Origin of the sequence: Butyricimonas sp. BSD2780061689_150309_C8, from assembly GCF_015560935.1 — a bacterium.
Classification (GTDB): Bacteria; Bacteroidota; Bacteroidia; order Bacteroidales; family Marinifilaceae; genus Butyricimonas; species Butyricimonas paravirosa.
The window spans coordinates 264,436-283,015 of record NZ_JADMSV010000003.1 but is presented as its reverse complement, the minus strand read 5'-3'; the positions used below and the strand labels follow the sequence as shown (position 1 = coordinate 283,015).

Sequence of the window (18,580 nt, the reverse complement as noted above, 5' to 3'; positions counted from 1 at the left end):
TGATTTTTAAAATCCTACGGATAATTTGATGTTATATTCCCTTGATGTCGGGTACGAGAATGATCCTCCGGTTCCAACGTCTAGTCCTTTATACTTGGTAAAAGTGAATAGATTATAAGCATTGAATGAGAGAGCCATGTTTTTCATACCGAATCGTTGTGCAACTTCTGCCGGTAGCCTGTAACTGATTGCGATATTGGATAGACGGAGATAGTCCCCTTTTTCATATTTCTCTGATATGGCATATCCGGACCAGTAATCATTTCCAGAGGTTACAAAACGGGCGACATCTGTTACATCTCCTCGTGTTTTCCAAAAAGTCAAATAACGGCGTTCCCGATTCGTCCCCGAAACACTTAGATCACTGGCATATCCAATGGCAGCTTGACCTGCATTTCCCCAATTATTAGGAGCGTTCTGTAAATCATTAAAGGAAGGAATGATATGTCCAACCTTGTAACTCCATTGCGTTGAGAATTCTATATTTTTATAGCGGAAGTAAGTATTGAATCCGCCCACGTATTTGGGATTAGAACGTCCCAAATATTGCATGGACGGGCTGAAATAATCCGGAAACATACTTGCATCTCGATCAAAAGACACGTAGTCCGGAACCGAGTTTAGAGAAGTTACTGCACCACTATTCAAATAAGTTTGTTTGTTCGATTCGGAAAGGTTGTCCCATCTGTCCAGTAGTTGAGCGTATGCTCGTTTCCCGTCAGGTGTGAGGTAGTAACGTGGATTTCCGGTTAAAGGATCGACTCCTGCCGTTTTCCAGCCATAAATGGAACCGGTTTCTTTCCCAATCACGTTTACGACACCTCCTTTTAATACGCTTGAGGAAATGGCATCTTTATAAGATTCATAATCATGTTCAGAGCGGATAATGATATTCTTATTCCGGGCAATGTTTCCGGAGGTACTAAACGTGAGATCTTCCCGGTTAATCCATCGGATATTTAAGAAAAATTCAATACCACTATTCTCCACGGTTCCCCCGTTAGCTTTTACGCTCGATCTTCCGGTAGAAATAGGGATGCTTAAATTTTCCAATATGTCCTCTGTCCGGTTATTATAATAATCCATGGTAAAATTGATTTTACCCTTGAACAAACCGAGGTCTATACCGAAATTCCGATCCAGTTTCTTTTCCCAACCCACGGATGGATTCGGGTAAGTAAATCCCGTGGCGAAACGGTTACCTTCATACATATCACTACCTATCGTGATCGTGGAGAATGGATAAGCGGTCCTGTCTATATTCCCGGTGTACCCGTATGAACCGCGGATAGACAATTCGGTAACAATATCATTTTTGAAAAATTTCTCATGATGTAAGTTATACCTTAAGCCCAGTGACCATAAAGGAGTGAAACGGTTTGCGTCACCAATGGCATCTGCACCATCTGCCCGGTAGTTGAAATTCAATATATAACGATCTTTATACCCGTAACGGAAAGTCCCTAAAAATGATACGGTTCGATCTTGTCCGGTTGATGTGTTAAACATATTCCCGACTTGTGCGCGTAAAGTTTCATAACTAACTTCATTTCCGAAATCCGGAACTCCCGTGATTCGATAATCCCCGTAATACATGGGGGACGTGTAACCGAAATTATTGAATTTTTTAGAGGTAATTTCGTTCGCTACCAGAATGCTGAATAGGTGAGCTTTTTTAATGTTAAATGAGTAGTCTATTTGATTTCTGATCGACCAGTTGAAATTTTTTCCTGAAGACTCGGAAAGTTCTCCATTATTGTATTGTGCCGGGAGAACGGCATCCGATCCTTTATATATCTGCTTGGCAAAAGTCTCCTTGTTATACGAGGTATAAGTGCCTGCCTCTATTTCCGTGGTGGTCGTGTTATAACTGGCTCCTTTACGAATAATGGAAGAAATAGTAAGTCCCGGAATAATATCATAGCGGACATTAAATGTCAGGCTGGCATCCAATCCATCTTGTGATTGTTTGGTTTCTTTTAATTCTTGGAGGATATTGAAAGAATCATATTTGTAACCGGATGCGGTTGTTTCCGTGTAGTTCGTTCCCAGGTAACTCAGATCGGCAGCGTATTTCCCGTTCTCGTCGTAAGGACGTTCGTACGGGTTGGCGAAAATGGCATATTTAAACGGATCAACGGCAGAGGCGTGGTCCCTACTTTTCCGGATGTTTGCAGATAGGTCAACTGCAAGAATTAAGTTTTTAATCGGGCGATAGTCCAGTTTCATTAAAATACCGGCATTCGTGTATTTATTGGAAAGCAGGATGCCATTCTTTTCTTGGAAATTAACAGAGGTGTAATAGGTCATTTCATCAGATCCCCCTCGTATGCTGATATTATGAGAGTGAGAATGTGCCGTGCGGAACAATACCTTGAACCAATCCGTATTCGTGTTCTTCAAACGATTAATTTCTGTGTTATATTTATCTTGAGTGATATACCCCTCTAACAACTGTTTATAGAGATAACCACCTCGTCCGGTCCAGTTAGAAAAACTTAACCCGTAAGTTTCCAGTATATCCTTCTCGTATTGCAATTTTTCTCGTGAATTCATGAAATCCATGTGTAATCTGGGAGCTTCTGCCAAACTGTAATTCCCCGTATAATTGAATTGGGTCTTTGACCGGAATCCTTTCTTGGTCGTGATCACGATGACCCCATTAGCTGCCTTTGCTCCGTAGATGGCCGCCGCGGAAGCATCTTTCAAGATGGTTACCGATTCAATATCTTCCGGCATAATATTCCCAACGCCATCTTGCATGATGGTTCCTGCATAATCTCCGGTGTTGTTCTCCGGCACCCCGCTCATGAGAGGAAGACCATCCACGATCCATAACGGCTCTGTCCGTCCGGTCAAATTATTCTCCCCTCTGATCGTGATCTTCGCACGAGTTCCGGGCGCTCCGGATAAGGTGGTACTATTTAATCCGGCAATAGTTCCTTCCAGAATCCGGTCGATAGAAGAGATTCCTTGACTACGCAAGTCTTTTGCCGTGATCACGGAAGCACTTCCGGTCATGTAATCCCTCTTCACCGTTTCCATTCCGGTTACGATAACTTCGTCTAGTTCGGCCACGTCCTCTTCCATAGTCACGTTGACGAATTGCTCCCCTTCGACTTCTCGTTGCACGGGTTTCATCCCGATAAAGGTGAAACTTAAAATATTCTTTCCTTGTGGAATGTTGATTTTAAACCGCCCGTTCGGGTCGGTTACCGTCCCCAGTACGGAACCTTTCAGGACAACGGCTACCCCCGGTAGGGTAGCTCCCTGCTTGTCCTTCACGACCCCGTTCACCATACTTTGTATCGCTTGGGCGATATGATCCACTGTTTTCTTTTTTAGAATGATGATTTTATCCTTGATCGTGTACGTTAACCCGAAAGGGGTTAAACAGACTTTTAATGCGGAATCCAGAGTTACGTTTTTTAGCTCCACGGAGATTTTTTTGTTCGTATCAATCTCCTTGGAATTATACATGAAATCGTATTTTGTCTGATTCTTGATCTCTTTCAATATTGTTGGTAGATTTGAATCTTTTAAAGACAAGGTTAATTTCGTGCCTTCTGTTATGGCATTTGCCGATAATGTGGTGAAAAGTATTGTCAGGGAGATAATCGAAAATTTGAGATGATTTTCGAATCTCTTGAAACAATTACTTGTATGATATATTTTTTTCATGGTAATTATGCTTAGGAATTGAACAATATGCCTATCTTATCTGTTGTTCCGAAAAACTTCGAGGGAACTTGACGTCCATGATGATAGCGGGATTTACCGGGTAGGTAATGCCGTTTATCGTCTCGGTACTTTCCGGGATGATCGTTTTAATGCGGATAACCCCTTGCAAGCCATTTCCGGTTTGAACGAAAACAAAGCAAGGCGTTGTCGTCCCGATAGGCAGGGAAGTTTTTGCTTCCGAGAAATTGAACACGAAATCTTCTTGAGTGGCCAAAGCATCGAAGTCCGCATCTGTGAAATTTTGTGGTGCAGGCATGTATTTCGTGTGGCAAGGTAGGTCAAAACTATAGTCAAACAAGCTTTCACTCTGGAACGTGTTGTGCCATAATAAGGCTCTCATTTTTATGGGCGATTCAAAATAGATAGCTTGATTTTCCTCGTCGTAGGCGAGGGCAATATCAATTCCTTTTTTTGTAGATTCCGCGAGATCTCGATACAGGTTGGCGGAATAAACCTGTTGAGTTGAACTCAACAAAAATGAAGTTGCCCGCAGGTAATCCGGTTCGCTGTGAGCGATACCTTCCAAATCCGTGTACTCTACTTTATCAAAAAGAGCCTCTAGCTTGATATTCTCGTAAGAGTTTACCAACCCGATCTCTTTCCGGATGTCAAATGGTTTTAGACTTCCCGTGTATGTGCCTTCAATCGGTCCGCCGAAACTGGTTGTACATTTGAACGTGATCGTGTAAACTTCTCCCTCTTGGGAAATGTTCACTTCTCCTTCTGTCAATTCATTCGGTGTCGTGCTTGATCCCGACGTGTAATCCACGCTAGAATATCCTTTAAAGGAATATTCATCCCGGTTGGGCGAGTAGGTATATTTTCCCAGGGCGATTTTGTCTGTTTCCGGGGAGGCTAACCGCAGGCAGATGCAGGCCCCATTCCCGCGTGCGTCTTTGGTTAGGTCACTTAATACAAAACCGTGTTGATAAAGTCCGATCAGGAAATTTCCGGTTTGTTTTTCTTTTACTTCAGCACTGAATCCCTTTATCAGATCTGTTTGTTCCCCGTCTTTCCCTTGATAACGATCTTCAAAAGTATAGTCAGAGACGGCAATCACGGTATGGTTATTATCGTGATAAATCGCACCTTGTTCCAAAGGGTAAGTCTCCCCGTAGAAACTGATCCGGCTTGTGGTCGATAACTCGTTGTCCTTGTCCGAACAGGATGGGCAACTGGTCAATGCAAGTAGCATTGCGGTTAATATTCGACAGTTTTTTTTCATAAAGTTGTAGTTAAAAATTTGCATGTTTATGATTATCTCATAAAACGATCGTTTTATAAAGCACTTAAGTTCAGTGTGTTCTGGTGATAGTTGTCGCTAATTATTATAGGATACGATTAGCGTTCGGCCACTTATTTTGAAATGCACCCCACCCGCAATTTCCATGGCTTTTAACAGGGTATCAATGTCATCATATTTGGTAACGTCCCCACTGAACGTGACGGACTTGGCCGCCTCGTTACTATAGAAAACTTCAATATCATACCAACGAGAGAGTTGTTTTAATATGTTTTCCACGCTTTCATCCATGAATATATATTGTCCATGTCTCCAAGCCGTGTACAGTTCCGTGTTGACTGTTGTTGTTTGTATCGGTTCATTGGGACGATAAGTAGCTTTATGTCCCGGTTTCAGAACAACGGCATCCTTACCTTGACTCATTCTTACGACTCCTTCTTCCAATACGGTCTCTACAGAATTTTCGTCACTATAGCCTCTGACATTAAATGAGGTCCCAAGAACCTCTACACAAACATTATTTTTTACATTTACATGAAAGGGGCGATGTGCGTCCTTGGCGACTTCAAAATAAGCTTCTCCTTCTAGGTACACTTCTCTGGTAATGTTATTGAATATTACGGGATATTTAATTTTACTTTGTGAATTGAGCCATACCTTTGTTCCGTCTGATAATGTCAAGGTAAATTCTCCTCCTTTAGGGATGATCAATTCGTTGTATTCGTCCGTCGGCTCATCTTTCGAGTCCTCTGTTACCGAATAGCTAAGTTGAGTTCCATCCGTTTTGATTGAAAGCTTCTGATTTGTAATAACCTCGGTTTTTCTCTTTGAAAGATCAATAATGTTCCCATTATTTAAAACCAGCATGGCTTTTGAACTGCCGGGCGTGATAGCAACTGATACTGGTGCTGTCGGTTCCTCTTGGTAAAAGAATAGGGCTGAAACGCTGAAAAAAAGAATGGCCACCGCTACGGCCCAATACCAGCGGGTATAAATACGTTTTTGTTTTTGAGCATAACGTCTATGATATTTTTCTAAGCCTTCTGCAATGCGGATGGATTGATATCTGGAAACGTCAGTGCTTAAATCTTTTTTTCGTAGATAAGCATATATTTTTTTGTTTCTAGGTGACTCTTGTAACCAAAAAGTTAGTTCTTCTTTTTCGGCGTTGCTGAGTTCCTCAATTCTCTCTTTTAAAATAAGAGATGCGATATGCTGTTTCTTCATTATCGGGTTCATAGTTCTTCTGTTTCTATTCTATAAACCCGTAACTTTTTATTTTGGTGACAAAATAAAAAATATTTTTTTGTGATTATTATCGCTTAGTTCGTTTCGGTATTTTGTATCAAAATCATTAGTATCAGGAACGGGGTATCTTTCAATAGAGTGCGTAAGGTCTGGATCGCTCTTAATTTGTAAGTTTTAACGGAATTGATGGAGATTTCCATTTCGTCAGCAATTTGTTGTAACGTTTTGCCTTCAAGTAATCCCATGATGACCTGTTCGCCTTGTTTAGGAAGTTTATTAATGGCTTCGTTCAATAGCCGGCTCATCTCCTCTTCCATTAGGTAATCAAAAGCTTCTTCCTCTTCTTCTAGTGGAATATTTTCCTCGATGATTTTTTGTCTATTTTTTAGATTGCGGGCCACGTTTAAGGTTCGGTTCCTCGTGGCTGTGAAGAGTAAGGAGTGAAGTGCTGCCGGAGATTTCAATTCTTCTCGGATTTGCCAGATATGATGAAAGGTTTCGAGGACGATGTCTTCTGCTTCCATAAGCTCCAGATCATGGCGCATGGCGTAAGATACCAATGTTTTGTAATATTGGCAAAAGATGGTTTCAAAAGATTTTTCATTTCCTTTGACAAATTGTTGAAAATGTTTTTCGCTAATAATCATGATCGCACAACTTTTCCAGCACAAATTTAAAGATAAATAGATAAATAATATACATGAAACGTGAAAACTATTTTTAAATATTTTTGAATGTTTCCTATTTTGGTAGGAATAAGATGGTTTTATTATTTGGAGAAATTATTGTGATTATTCCATTTTATTCGTACTTTTATACAGGTTGTATGTTAAAATTGTGCTAGAAATGGAAATAATTAAGATTGCCTCTAAGGCGTGGTATAAATTGTACGTGATACTATTTTGTTGTATCCTGAATGCAGGAGTATTAAACGCATCCGGTCGGTTGGATGTCGACACGACGGTTTATGTCGTGGCGGATGAAGGTCCTGAATTTAAAGGAGATATGATACAGTGGATAGGTGAAAATGTTCAATATCCTCAAGAGGCTTGGGATAACGGTATCATGGGAAAAGTGATTGTCGCTTTTATTGTGGAAAAGGATGGAAAAGTTTCTAATGTACAGGTTGTACGGGGTGTACATGAGTCTTTAAATGAGGAAGCGTTAAGGGTGTTTAACAAAATGCCTGCTTGGAAACCGGCAAAAATTAAGGAGGAGAATGTGCGTTACCGTTTTACTTGTCCTTTGACATTTAATATCGAACGTGCGGAGGCAGAACCTTATTCGTATGATGAATTTATTACTATGTTGGATCGGGAAGGAAAGATCCCTTTGGAAAATATTCAGGAAGAGACGGATCCGGTAATCATACAGATGTACGTGGCACAGAAACAACAATTCCTGAAGGGTGGGGAAAGTGCTTTCAAGCAGGCTCTTGATAGGATAAGCCCGTCATACAACGTGAGAGTGCCTGCGAGTTTTGTCCGGGAATACAAGTTGGATAAAGAACAGCAGAAAAAATTGGATGCCGTGTATAAATGGAAACGTCTTGAGCAAGAAAAACTGATAAAAAGAATGGGGAAGAAAGACTTGATTAAAAGATATGCGGAATTGTCTCCCTTATTTGCTCATTTGAATATCTTGGAAGAGGCGAAAATAAGGGAATGCATGAATCCCGAACAACACTTGTTATATTTTCATGATTTGATGGAAGGGAAGATGATTTCCCATGAGCCTGATGGTCATGAGTCTTGTTCTTGTAAATGCTTTTATCATCTGAATGTTTCTCTGCATGGAATCGGGGGAATACAGAACTGGATAGCGAGAGAAGTGAAATACCCGATAATTGCTCAGGAACGTAACATTCAGGGGAAGGTGATCGTGGGTTTTCTGATTAACACGGATGGGAGTATCTCCGATGTTCACGTGGTCCAAAGCGTGGATCCGAGCTTGGATGCGGAATCTGTGCGGGTCATGCGCCGATTGCTGCCTTTCGCTCCGGTGATATGTCCTATCCATAAACGGAAAGTAGCTGTTTATTATACAGCTCCGATAAATTTCCAACTTCAATAGTTTATATATGATCGGATTTATTCATTTCCTTTCTCTAGGTCTGCCCGGGCTTTACTTTGCGTCACGAGATAGACTCCCGTGAACACCAACAGGGCGGCGACGGGTTTATCCCAAGTTAATTTATCCTGCCCCATGAGAATGGCTAGGGTAGCTGCAACCAGGGGTTGAGCGTAATTGTACATGCTGATTGTCGTGGGACGGATGCGTTTCAAGGCAATCGGGATGAACAGGTAAGCGAGGAACGTGGCGAAAAATACCACGTAGAAAAGGCTGGCCAAAGCGCTTAGAGAAGTCTCTGCCGAGAATAGTTTAGCGTTTACCACGTCGTGCATGCTGAACGGGAGCATGAGGATCGTTGAGAACAGGAACATCCATTTCATTAGGGTTACCGGGGAATAGCGCTGGGCGATCGGTTTTGAAATCACGAGATAGGTTGCGTAACTCACCACGCTAATAAAACAAAGCAGGTTGCCCATCAACGACCCCCCGTGTCCCTGGTTTATCGTGTAGGATTGCCAGATGATTAGCAGAGCCCCACACGCCCCGATCAGCACCCCGCCTGCCTTCTTGGAAGTAATGGGTTCTTTTAGCACCAGGGCTGAAATAAGCATCACCATCACGGGATTCATCGTGACGATCAACCCGGCATCGATCGGGGAGGTCATTCCAAGTCCTTCAATGAATGTGAGTTGATTAACAGTTGTACCTAGAATAGCACAAAAAAACAGGATTAGTAAATCTTTTTTACTTACTTTCTCGTTTAAGGTAAATAGGGAAACCACCCAAAAGGCGAGTGCCCCGAATGACATACGTAGGAACGTGAGGCCTACAGGATCAATCCACTCCGGCATTAAGGTTTTGGCGATAGGAATATTTATTCCAAAGAGGATGTTTGCGGCGAAGATGGCTATGTGGCCATGCCATTTATCTTTTGTCATAGGCTCATGATTCTTATATTGTTATGCGAATGTAAGGTTATTTTTAATATAAATAGATGGGCGTATGAAAAAAAAGAAGATAGGATTATTACCAAAGATCGTGATCGCGATTGCTTTGGGTATAGCGTGCGGACTTTTCTTCCCCGGTTGGCTGGTAAGAATTTTCTTAACGATAAATGGTTTGTTTAGTAATTTCCTCGGTTTTATCATCCCGCTGCTGATCCTTGGATTGGTGGCCCCGGGCATTGCCGATTTGGGTAAAGGTGCCGGGAAGTTGTTGTTGATAACTGCTTTGCTGGCGTATGGATTTACCTTGTTTTCGGGGTTCTTCACTTACTTTGCCAGTGACTTGAGTTATCCGTGGCTATTGAAAGATGCCGAGTTGCAACCGCTGGAAACAGCGGCGGTGGAACCTTTGGCTCCCTATTTCACGGTGATGATGCCCCCTTTGATGGACGTGATGACTTCTTTGGTTCTGGCTTTCACGCTAGGTTTGGGAATGTCGGTTATCAACGGGGCCACGTTGAAAGGAGCGATGGAGGATTTCAAGGATATTATCAACAAGGTGATCACGGGGGTGATTATTCCTTTGTTGCCGCTTTACATTTTCGGTATTTTCCTGAATATCTCAAATTCCGGCCAGGTTTCGGGTGTGTTGGGCGTGTTTGTGAAAATTATCGTGATGATATTTTTCTTGACGATCGTTCTGTTGTTTATCCAATTCTTTATTGCCGGGATTGTATCGAAGAAGAATCCGTTCCGGTTGTTCCGGAATATGTTACCGGCTTATATGACGGCTTTGGGAACACAGTCTTCTGCGGCAACGATTCCCGTGACACTAGAGCAATCGGTAAAAAATGGTGTTAATCGGGAACTGGCAGCTTTCGTGATTCCACTTTGTGCCACGATACACTTGTCGGGTAGCACGATGAAAATCGTGGCTTGTGCCATGGCGATCATGTTGATGTCGGGGATGCCGATTTCTTTCGGGGTGATGGCCGGGTTTATTTTCATGCTGGGAATCGCGATGGTGGCGGCCCCGGGGGTACCGGGCGGTGCGATCATGGCGGCTTTGGGGTTATTGCAGTCCATGCTGGGATTTGACGAGACGGCCCAGGGGTTGATGATCGCCTTGTATATCGCGATGGATAGTTTCGGTACGGCTTGTAACGTGACGGGAGATGGTGCGATTGCCGTGATTATGGACCGGATCAACAAGAAAAGTAATCACACGGGGACTCGGGAAGAACTAGAAGAGGTGGTCGTGGTGGAATGATCTGGTATTCAGTTCGATTTAATACATAAAATGAAAATGAATATATGATTACTTCCGGATCACTATCATATAAAGCGCTATTAGAACGCTATTAAATCCCTATTAAAACGCTATTATATATAGCGTTTTATAAGTTCTTTTATTGCTTTTTAAAATGATTATATGCAGAATTGATCCGTTAGTAATCATGATTTGTTGCTAAATATATTTATATCGTGGGGATTACATATTATTAACTGTTGTTTGAAGACAATAGTTTCACGTGGTAGCGTGAATCTAAATGTTAAATTTAAGATATTCAGTTTTTATCTTTATCTTTGTCTGACACAAAGCGAGCTATTATGACAGAACCTCGGGAAGAAATAGTAAAAAAGGCGTTTCTGCAATTCTTGAACAGGGGATATAAGGCCTGTTCGTTGAAAACATTGGAGCAAGCCACGGGCTTGACCAAGGGCGCTTTTTATTATTACTTCAAGGATAAGAAGGAGATTTTGGAGGCGGGGATGGAACGATATTTCAGCGTGATGAAGGAGGAGAGTGGGGAGGATGTGGAGCGAGTGGCTTCTCTGCGGGAGTACATTGATCTCGTGATCAAGAATAAAGAGGAGAGTGCCGATGCTTCCCAGAGAGTTTTCGGATGTTTTATACTGGAAGTCTTGTTTTTCCAGCTGGTGCTGGAAGTGGCCCCGATCTTTCCGGATTTCCGGGAGCGGATATACACGATTTCCAAGAGGCGGTTGGCGAACTGGGAGCGTGTTATCTTGAAGGCTAAGCAAAGCGGGGAAATTCGGGCGACATTGGATACTTCGGTTTTGGCGCGTAACTTGATGTCCGTGTCGAGTAGTATGTTGAATATCGAGTTGGAACAGGCGAATTTCCAGTATATGTTTTCAGATACCCGGATGCAGTTTGAACAATATTATATGTTGATAAAGAAATGAACGGAACGAGAGACACGATTATCGAGACAGCTTTTTTGTTGTTCCTGAAAAAAGGATACAAGGCGGTTACGCTTACCGACTTGGAGAAGGCCGTGGGGATGACGAAAGGGACGTTTTATTATCATTTCTTGAACAAGGAGGAGGTTTTGAAAGAGGGGGTGACGAGGTATTACCGTATGTTGAATAACCGACGGGCCGAGGAGATGAGCCGGGTACATTCGTTGCGGGAGTTTGTTGACCTGACAATCCATAACTTGGAAAGTATCGGTCATTACGGGGCGAAACGTTTGGATAGTGATATTCCTGAAATTTTATGTCTCTCGCTGATGGTGGAGGTGATTTCCCTGTACCCGGAATTTAAACAGATGGTGAGCGACACGAAAATCTCGTGGATGTCGAAGTTGGAAGGTGTTATCTTGGAGGCAAAACGGGCGAAAGAGATAAGAGATGACGTGGACACGTCGATTTTGGCAAAGAATTTGCTGAACATAAGCATTGGGTTGATAAATTACATTGTTATGCATCAAGATATTTCTTATGCTTTATCATCGGTGCGTTACCAGTATGAACAACTTTATTCGTTAGTAAAAGCTCGATAAAGTTTTTACGGGAGTACATACCGGAAAGTATAAATTTGAAGAGACTTGAAGTTAGAATATAAAAACGAGAAAGTGATGAAGAGGATTACGGAATGTAAATCTGGATTAAGTTTAATTATTGTACTACTGTGCTTTATCTTGCAGTCGAATGCGCAGGGGGTGTTAAGTTTGGAGGATTGTCGGCGGTTGGCGATAGAGAATAACAAGAAACTGAAAATTGCAGACGAGGAAGTAAAGGCGAGTGAGGCGCAAAAAGCCGAGGCTTTCACGAAGTATTTGCCTAGCATTGATGCGATGGGCGTGTATTTGCGCAACCAGAAAGAGATTAATTTGTTGTCGGATGATGCCTATTTACCTGTCGGGTCGATTGGCTCGGACGGGAAGTTCACGTTTCGTCCCGATCAGTTGATGATGGGGGCGGATGGGAAGCCGGTGATGGTGAACGGGCAGTATGTCCCGAAGGATTACGCCCTGTTGCCAAAGGAGGCGATGACCGTGGACGAACGAAACTTAGGAATTGTGCAGGTCGGGTTGACCCAGCCGATTTACATGGGAGGGAAGATCAGGGCTTATAATCAGATTGCCGGGTTGTCGGAGCAGTTGGCAAAGAGCAAGCGGTCGCAGGAGTTGCAGAACGTGATTCTCTCGACGGACGAGGCTTACTGGCAGATCGTTTCCTTGGTAAACCGGAAGAAATTGGCGGATAAGTACGTGGAGACGTTGACGAAGTTCGTGCATGATGTCGAGTTGATGCACACGACGGGGGTAGCAACCAAAGCGGACGTGCTTTCCGTGCGGGTGAAACTGAACGAGGGGGAGATGGTCCAAACGAAGGTGGACAACGGGTTGAGTTTGTCCCGGATGTTGTTGAACCAGATTTGTGGCTTGCCGACAGACACGATCGTGATGTTGAAAGAGGAGGTGGCAGACACGGACGTGGAGGAGGTGCCGACGGAGAGTTTGGAACGGGTGTATAGCCGACGTCCGGAGGTGGCGAGTTTACAGCTGGCCACGGATATATATAAAAAGAAGGAGAAGATTGCTTTGTCCGAGTATTTACCGACGATTGCTTTAACGGCGAATTATTTGAGCAGCACGCCTTCTTTCTTTGACGGGGTGAGTACGAAGTTCGAAGGCATGTGGAGTGTGGGTGTCGGGATTAAAGCTCCGATATTCCATTGGGGAGCATCCCGTAAGAGTTTGCGTAATGCGAAAGCACAGACGAACGCGATGAATTATAAGTTACAGGAGGCGAAGGAACAGATCGAGTTACAGGTGAACCAGTCGGAATTCAAGATGAAGGAGGTGACGAAGAAGTTGGCGATGGCCCGTAAGAATCTGGAACGGGCGGAGGAAAATCTGAAGTTCGCGAATTTGGGTTTTAAGGAGGGAACGATTCCCGTGCTGAACGTGCTGGAAGCACAAACGGCTTGGTTGACGGCGAATTCGGAGCTGATTGATACTCAGATTGAGGCTCGATTGTGTAAGGTTTATTTGGAGAAGGCATACGGAACGCTGGAATTTTAGATTTATGATACTAGATTTAAGATTAACCCCCTCTAGCTCCCCCTTGGAAAGGGGAAGAAACAGACGTAAGAAACCGCCGCAATGTTTCAATGTGGCGTGTCCTCCCCCTGTGTAAGGGGGAGTTAGAGGGGGTAGTTTTCCATTTTAAGTTTTAAACTCTAAATTCTAAATTTTAAATTAATTGTTATGAGTGAAAAGAAAGTAAGCGGGAAGGTATTGATGTTTACAGGGATCGTGATCATCGTATTTTTGGTTGCTATATTCGGGTTTATTTTTTGGGAGCCGGTGCCGGAGATGATTCAAGGTGAGGCGGAGGCCACGGAAGTACGGATTTCCGGGAAGGTTCCGGGGAGGATTGAGCGTTTTTTAGTGGACGAGGGGGATCAGGTGATGAAAGGAGATACGGTGGCGATTTTGGATAGTCCGGAGGTGATGGCAAAATTTAATCAAGCGCAGGCAGCGGAAGAGGCTGCCCAGGCATTGAGCGATAAGGCTCAGAAGGGAGCCCGCGAGGAACAGAAAGCGATGGCCTTCCAAACGTGGAAGAAAGCACAGGCGGCTCTTGATGTGGCAAAAAAGTCTTTTGACCGGGTGCAGAAGTTGTTTGAGAACGAGGTGATGTCTGCGCAAAAGCGTGATGAGGCCGAGGCCAATTATAAGGCTATGCTAGCCACGGAGCAGGCCGCGAAGGCTCAGTATGAGATGGCGAAGAACGGGGCGGAGAAGGAAGATAAATTGGCGGCCGAGGCTCAGGTGAATCGGGCAAAGGGGGCTGTGGAAGAAGTTAGTTCTTATATAAAGGAGACATTTTTGATTTCACCGATTTCGGGAGAGATTTCTGAACGTTACCCGAAGGTGGGAGAGTTGGTGGGGACGGGTTCTCCCGTGATGAACGTGCTGGATTTGGAGGATATGTGGGTGGTTTTTAACGTGCGTGAGGATTTGCTGGGCGACTTGAAGATGGGAGCCGTGTTCACGGGGTATATTCCCGCTTTGAACAATAAGGAGGTGCAGTTGAAAGTGACTCACATGAAGAATATGGGTACTTATGCCGCTTGGAGAGCGACGAAGACAACGGGGCAATATGATGCGAAGACTTTCGAGGTGAAGGCTGTTCCCACGGAAAAGGTGGAGGGGTTGAGACCGGGGATGAGCGTGCTGAAAAGAGCTAAAAACTAAAAGCTAAAAATTAAAAGTTTAAAGTAATTTAAAATTTAGAATGAAGTGTTTCCCGAAGACGGTGAGTAACTCAGCTCTCCCTCTGTTTATAGAGGGAGTACCCGAAGGGGGAGGGAGTTTAATCTAGAATCATAAATCTAAAATTAATCTATGCGTGAGAATATAAGGGCTTTGGGGGTGTTGATGAAACGGGAGGTCCGGATGTTGGCAGAACGTCGGATCTACTGGTTTGTGATGATCTTCGCACCTTTGTTCTGTTTCCTGTTTTTCATGGATTTGTTGAAAGACGGGTTGCCGAAAAAGTTGCCTGTGGCCGTGGTGGATGAGGATAATACCACGACTTCCCGTTCTTTGGTACGTTCGTTGAACACGTTTGCCCAGACGGACGTGGTGATGCGCACGGCGAATTTTAGCGAGGCCCGAGAGGCTTTGCAGCGAGGGGATGTTTACGGGATTTTTTATATCCCGGCGGATTTCCGGCGGGATGCATCGACAGGGGGAGAGCCCGTGTTGTCGTTTTACACGAATGATACTTATTTTCTGGCGGGTTCTTTGTTGTATAAAGATATGCGGATGCAATCAAATTTAGCGAATGGAGCGGTTCAACAAACGTTATTGCTAGCGAAGGGAGAGGGCGGGCCGTTGCTTGCCGCTAAGCTGATGCCGATCGTACTGGATACACACCCGCTGAATAACCCGTGGTTGAGTTACGCTGTCTATTTGGCGAATTTCCTTTTACCTGCATTCTTGTGTATGTTCGTGATGTTTACCACGGTGTACAGTATTAGCGAGGAGATTAAGCGGAGGACTTCAAGAGAGTGGTTGGAGGCGGGGAATGGTTCTATTATCGTGGCATTGATGGGGAAACTTGTCCCGCAAGCGTTGATTTTCACGGCGATGGGGATGCTTGCTCTTTCCATGTTGTATGGTTATGCTCATTTCCCGTTAAATAGTGGATTTTTCCCGATGTTTCTGGCTATGGTACTGATGATTCTAGCCTCTCAGTGTTTTGCCCTGTTTGTTACGGGGATGACCCGCCGGAGCAGAATCGCGTTGAGTGCTTGTGCCTTGTGGGGTGTGTTGTCATTTTCGATATGCGGTTTTACCTATCCGGTGCGTTCCATGCCGGAGCTGGCTCAGATCGGGTCGAATTTGTTCCAAATGCGTCACTATTTTTTGATATACGTGGATCAGGCTTTGAATGGTATTCCGATGATTTTTTCTTGGCAGAGTTACGTGGCATTGATGGTATATCTGTTCTTGCCGATTTTTATACTGCCGAAGTTGAAGTTGGATTTGTTGGAGTTTAAGTATTTGCCATAAATCGTTGAAAACGATTTATGGGTTACAGGTTGGCAGGTTGGAATGAGTTTGAAATTTAGAATTTAGAGTTTAGAATGAAAAAGACTACCCCCTCTAACTCCCCCTTACACAGGGGGAGAAACGGACGCAAGAAATTGCTACAATGTTTTCAATGTAGTGCGTCCTCCTCCTTTTCAAGGGGGAATTAGAGGGGGATAATCTAAAATCAAAAATCATTAAATCTAAAATTGAAATGGGTTTTTGGACGGATATATATTATGTTTTTAAACGAGAGTTTTATGCGGTGTTCCGGGATCATGCCGTGTTGACTTTTTTCGTGGCATTGATGTTGGGGTACCCGGTGGTCTACACGTTTATTTATAGTAATGAGGTGGCGAGGGAAGTGCCTGTGGCGGTGGTGGATCATTCGAGGTCAGCGTTGAGTCGGGAGTTTATCCGGAATTGGAATGCCACGGCGAGCGTGGATGTGGTGGCCCGTTGTGAGGATATGGAGGCGGCGAAGTTGCTGATGTATAAGAAAGATATTTACGGGATTCTTGAGATCCCCTCTGATTTTAGTAAGAACGTGGCCCGGGGAGAGCAGGCTCACGTGTCTCTTTATTGCGATATGGGAGCTTTGCTGAATTACAAGGCTTTGTTGACGGCCGGGACGGACGTTTCTTTGGCGATGGGGAAGGATATACAGGTACAGGGGATGGAGTATGCCACGGAGATCACGGAACAGATTGCGTCTTCTCCGGTACAGATTCAGGACGTGAAGTTGTTTAATCCACAGGGAGGTTTCACTTCTTTTTTGATCCCGGCGGTGTTGATTCTGGTGGTACAGCAGTCGTTATTGTTGGGCGTGGGGACGATCACGGGGACCGAACGGGATCGCCGTCGGAAAGGGTTGTTGTTGCCCGCGAATAAGCATTTCCGTCGTCCGGCACGGGTAGTTTTAGGGAAGGCTTTTGCTTATTTGCCTATTTATTTCGTGATGAGTTATTGGGTGTTTTTCATCGTGCCTCGTTTGTTCGGGATGACCCAAGTGGGGGAACGGGGGGAGCTGATGTTGTTTTTGTTCCCGTTCTTGCTGGCGTGTACCTTTTTTGCTATTGCCATGTCGTTTTTTAGTCGTGAACGGGAGATGCCTTTCTTGATATTCGTGTTCACGTCTGTTCCGTTGATGTTTATTTCCGGAATTTCTTGGCCGAAGTCAGCAATACCGGAATATTGGGTGTGGTTTGGAAAGTTGTTTCCTTCCTCGTTCGGGATTGACGGTTTCGTGAAAATTAATAATACAGGTGCCACGTTGTCAGAGGTGTTACCTGAATTTTGGGGGTTGTGTATATTGATGGTGTTTTATTTTATTGTGGCATGTTTGTTGTATAAAAGAGAGTATAAAAAGTTAAAAATTAACAAGGGTTAATGATAAAATTGGAAAATGATGAAAGGTGTTGTATTTTCTTTGCTTGGGTTGATTTTATTGATGTGTGCCTGTGGAAGTTCTCAAACAAAGCGGGAACGCGGTAAGGCCACGGTGCAGGCTGATACGGTGAAAAGTTATCAGGGGGAATTGTCGATTATTTATCCGGGAAAGATCAAGGCGGCTTCAGAGGTAAAGTTGTCATTTCGGGTGGCCGGACCTATTCGGGCGGTGTTGCCGGAAGTGGGGGCTTTCGTGAAGAAGGGGGAGTTGATTGCCGAGATTGATCCGAGGGATTACGAGATTCAACTTTCTGCGACAGAGGCGGAATACAATCAAGTGAAGGAGGAAGCCGGAAGGGTCATCGAATTATATAACCGGGGGAGCGTTCCGGTAAATGATTACGATAAGGCCGTGGCCGGGGTCAAACAAATTACAGCAAAGTATGATGCCCATAAGAATGCCTTGGCTGATACTCGTCTGACAGCACCTTTTGACGGGTATATTCAGAAAAAATATTATGATTCTCACGAGACGGTAGCTGCCGGTTACCCCGTGGTGTCTATGATTAATAGTAATTATTTTGACGTGGATATTGATATTCCGTCCAGTGATTTTGTACGACAAGATTTGTTTAAGTCGTTTTCTTGTACGATTGACGTGTTCCCGGGACAAGTTTTCCCGTTAGAGTTGATTGAAATTACTCGGAAGGCGAACTTGAATCAGTTGTACCGGATGCGTCTGCGTCTGAAACCCGTGCCGGGAGTGGATATTGCGGCAGGGATGAGCGTGAACGTGACGATCGAGTATAACCCGAACGAGGAGGCGTTGACGGTGGTGCCGTTGTCCGCGATGTTCGAGGAAAACGGGGTGTCTGCAGTGTGGGTATATAGTCCGGAAACTCAACGTGTGACCAAGCGTGTTATCCAGTTGAAAAAGTTACTGAAAACAGGTGAGTTGATCGTTTCCGGAGGGTTGGCTGCCGGGGAGATCGTTGTATCTGCTGGTGTGCATAGTTTGAAGGAAGGTATGTCCGTGGAATTATTGAAACCGGTTTCTAAAACAAATGTAGGGGGACTGTTGTAAT

Annotated in this window: 14 protein-coding genes; 9 read left to right on the top strand and 5 right to left on the bottom strand. The window is 44.1% G+C overall.

All coding sequences use genetic code 11. The annotated features are described in order from the left end of the window. Positions 1-6: 6 nt before the first annotated feature. From I2I33_RS05535 to I2I33_RS05520, 4 genes are all read right to left on the bottom strand, one after another. Positions 7-3,681, bottom strand: coding sequence for a SusC/RagA family TonB-linked outer membrane protein (locus tag I2I33_RS05535; RefSeq protein ID WP_087419492.1), 3,675 nt, complete (start codon positions 3,679-3,681; stop codon positions 7-9). Between the two features lie 31 nt (positions 3,682-3,712). Beyond that, positions 3,713-4,966, bottom strand: coding sequence for a hypothetical protein (locus I2I33_RS05530; protein WP_140402536.1), 1,254 nt, complete (start codon positions 4,964-4,966; stop codon positions 3,713-3,715). A gap of 96 nt (positions 4,967-5,062) precedes the next feature. Continuing rightward, positions 5,063-6,223 carry a FecR family protein gene (locus I2I33_RS05525; RefSeq protein WP_087419494.1) on the bottom strand — a complete coding sequence of 387 codons (1,161 nt, stop codon included), beginning with the start codon at positions 6,221-6,223 and terminating at the stop codon, positions 5,063-5,065. 83 nt (positions 6,224-6,306) lie between these two features. Continuing rightward, positions 6,307-6,879, bottom strand: a complete 573-nt coding sequence (locus I2I33_RS05520) for a sigma-70 family RNA polymerase sigma factor (RefSeq protein ID WP_087419495.1) — start codon at positions 6,877-6,879, stop codon at positions 6,307-6,309. Between the two features lie 199 nt (positions 6,880-7,078). Here I2I33_RS05520 and I2I33_RS05515 point away from each other — a divergent pair, with 199 nt between their 5' ends. Further along, on the top strand, positions 7,079-8,305 hold the full coding sequence (locus I2I33_RS05515) for a TonB family protein (RefSeq protein ID WP_087419496.1): 1,227 nt from the start codon (positions 7,079-7,081) through the stop codon (positions 8,303-8,305). A gap of 17 nt (positions 8,306-8,322) precedes the next feature. Here I2I33_RS05515 and I2I33_RS05510 read toward each other — a convergent pair whose 3' ends face one another. After that, positions 8,323-9,243, bottom strand: coding sequence for a DMT family transporter (locus tag I2I33_RS05510; protein WP_087419497.1), 921 nt, complete (start codon positions 9,241-9,243; stop codon positions 8,323-8,325). A gap of 64 nt (positions 9,244-9,307) precedes the next feature. On the opposite strand from I2I33_RS05510, the gene I2I33_RS05505 reads away from it, so the two are divergent. The 8 genes from I2I33_RS05505 to I2I33_RS05470 all read left to right on the top strand — a co-directional run bounded on the left by I2I33_RS05505 (position 9,308) and on the right by I2I33_RS05470 (position 18,579). Further along, positions 9,308-10,519: a dicarboxylate/amino acid:cation symporter gene (locus I2I33_RS05505; RefSeq protein ID WP_087419498.1), complete on the top strand. Its 1,212-nt coding sequence runs from the start codon at positions 9,308-9,310 to the stop codon at positions 10,517-10,519. Between the two features lie 341 nt (positions 10,520-10,860). Then, positions 10,861-11,460, top strand: a complete 600-nt coding sequence (locus I2I33_RS05500; protein WP_087419499.1) for a TetR/AcrR family transcriptional regulator — start codon at positions 10,861-10,863, stop codon at positions 11,458-11,460. Beyond that, positions 11,457-12,059: a TetR/AcrR family transcriptional regulator gene (locus I2I33_RS05495; protein WP_087419500.1), complete on the top strand. Its 603-nt coding sequence runs from the start codon at positions 11,457-11,459 to the stop codon at positions 12,057-12,059. Before I2I33_RS05500 ends, I2I33_RS05495 begins: the two co-directional genes overlap by 4 nt. Before the next feature lie 75 nt (positions 12,060-12,134). Further along, positions 12,135-13,586: a TolC family protein gene (locus I2I33_RS05490; RefSeq protein WP_195666749.1), complete on the top strand. Its 1,452-nt coding sequence runs from the start codon at positions 12,135-12,137 to the stop codon at positions 13,584-13,586. 186 nt (positions 13,587-13,772) lie between these two features. Further along, complete coding sequence (locus tag I2I33_RS05485; protein WP_087419502.1) at positions 13,773-14,765, top strand: HlyD family secretion protein; 993 nt, start codon at positions 13,773-13,775, stop codon at positions 14,763-14,765. A 150-nt stretch (positions 14,766-14,915) separates the two neighbouring features. Then, a complete protein-coding gene (locus I2I33_RS05480) occupies positions 14,916-16,088 on the top strand; it encodes an ABC transporter permease (protein ID WP_087419503.1) in 1,173 nt (390 codons plus the stop codon). Between the two features lie 232 nt (positions 16,089-16,320). Then, positions 16,321-17,496 carry an ABC transporter permease gene (locus tag I2I33_RS05475; protein ID WP_087419504.1) on the top strand — a complete coding sequence of 392 codons (1,176 nt, stop codon included), beginning with the start codon at positions 16,321-16,323 and terminating at the stop codon, positions 17,494-17,496. Between the two features lie 18 nt (positions 17,497-17,514). After that, positions 17,515-18,579, top strand: a complete 1,065-nt coding sequence (locus I2I33_RS05470; protein ID WP_229128201.1) for an efflux RND transporter periplasmic adaptor subunit — start codon at positions 17,515-17,517, stop codon at positions 18,577-18,579. Position 18,580 lies beyond the last annotated feature (1 nt).

What these genes read in the sequence shown, in the direction of transcription:
- I2I33_RS05535 (WP_087419492.1), bottom strand. Translation starts at nt 3,681, where the DNA reads ATGAAAAAAATATATCATACAAGTAATTGTTTCAAGAGATTCGAAAAT.
- I2I33_RS05530 (WP_140402536.1), bottom strand. Translation starts at nt 4,966, where the DNA reads ATGAAAAAAAACTGTCGAATATTAACCGCAATGCTACTTGCATTGACC.
- I2I33_RS05525 (WP_087419494.1), bottom strand. Translation starts at nt 6,223, where the DNA reads ATGAACCCGATAATGAAGAAACAGCATATCGCATCTCTTATTTTAAAA.
- I2I33_RS05520 (WP_087419495.1), bottom strand. Translation starts at nt 6,879, where the DNA reads ATGATTATTAGCGAAAAACATTTTCAACAATTTGTCAAAGGAAATGAA.
- I2I33_RS05515 (WP_087419496.1), top strand. Translation starts at nt 7,079, where the DNA reads ATGGAAATAATTAAGATTGCCTCTAAGGCGTGGTATAAATTGTACGTG.
- I2I33_RS05510 (WP_087419497.1), bottom strand. Translation starts at nt 9,243, where the DNA reads ATGACAAAAGATAAATGGCATGGCCACATAGCCATCTTCGCCGCAAAC.
- I2I33_RS05505 (WP_087419498.1), top strand. Translation starts at nt 9,308, where the DNA reads ATGAAAAAAAAGAAGATAGGATTATTACCAAAGATCGTGATCGCGATT.
- I2I33_RS05500 (WP_087419499.1), top strand. Translation starts at nt 10,861, where the DNA reads ATGACAGAACCTCGGGAAGAAATAGTAAAAAAGGCGTTTCTGCAATTC.
- I2I33_RS05495 (WP_087419500.1), top strand. Translation starts at nt 11,457, where the DNA reads ATGAACGGAACGAGAGACACGATTATCGAGACAGCTTTTTTGTTGTTC.
- I2I33_RS05490 (WP_195666749.1), top strand. Translation starts at nt 12,135, where the DNA reads ATGAAGAGGATTACGGAATGTAAATCTGGATTAAGTTTAATTATTGTA.
- I2I33_RS05485 (WP_087419502.1), top strand. Translation starts at nt 13,773, where the DNA reads ATGAGTGAAAAGAAAGTAAGCGGGAAGGTATTGATGTTTACAGGGATC.
- I2I33_RS05480 (WP_087419503.1), top strand. Translation starts at nt 14,916, where the DNA reads ATGCGTGAGAATATAAGGGCTTTGGGGGTGTTGATGAAACGGGAGGTC.
- I2I33_RS05475 (WP_087419504.1), top strand. Translation starts at nt 16,321, where the DNA reads ATGGGTTTTTGGACGGATATATATTATGTTTTTAAACGAGAGTTTTAT.
- I2I33_RS05470 (WP_229128201.1), top strand. Translation starts at nt 17,515, where the DNA reads ATGAAAGGTGTTGTATTTTCTTTGCTTGGGTTGATTTTATTGATGTGT.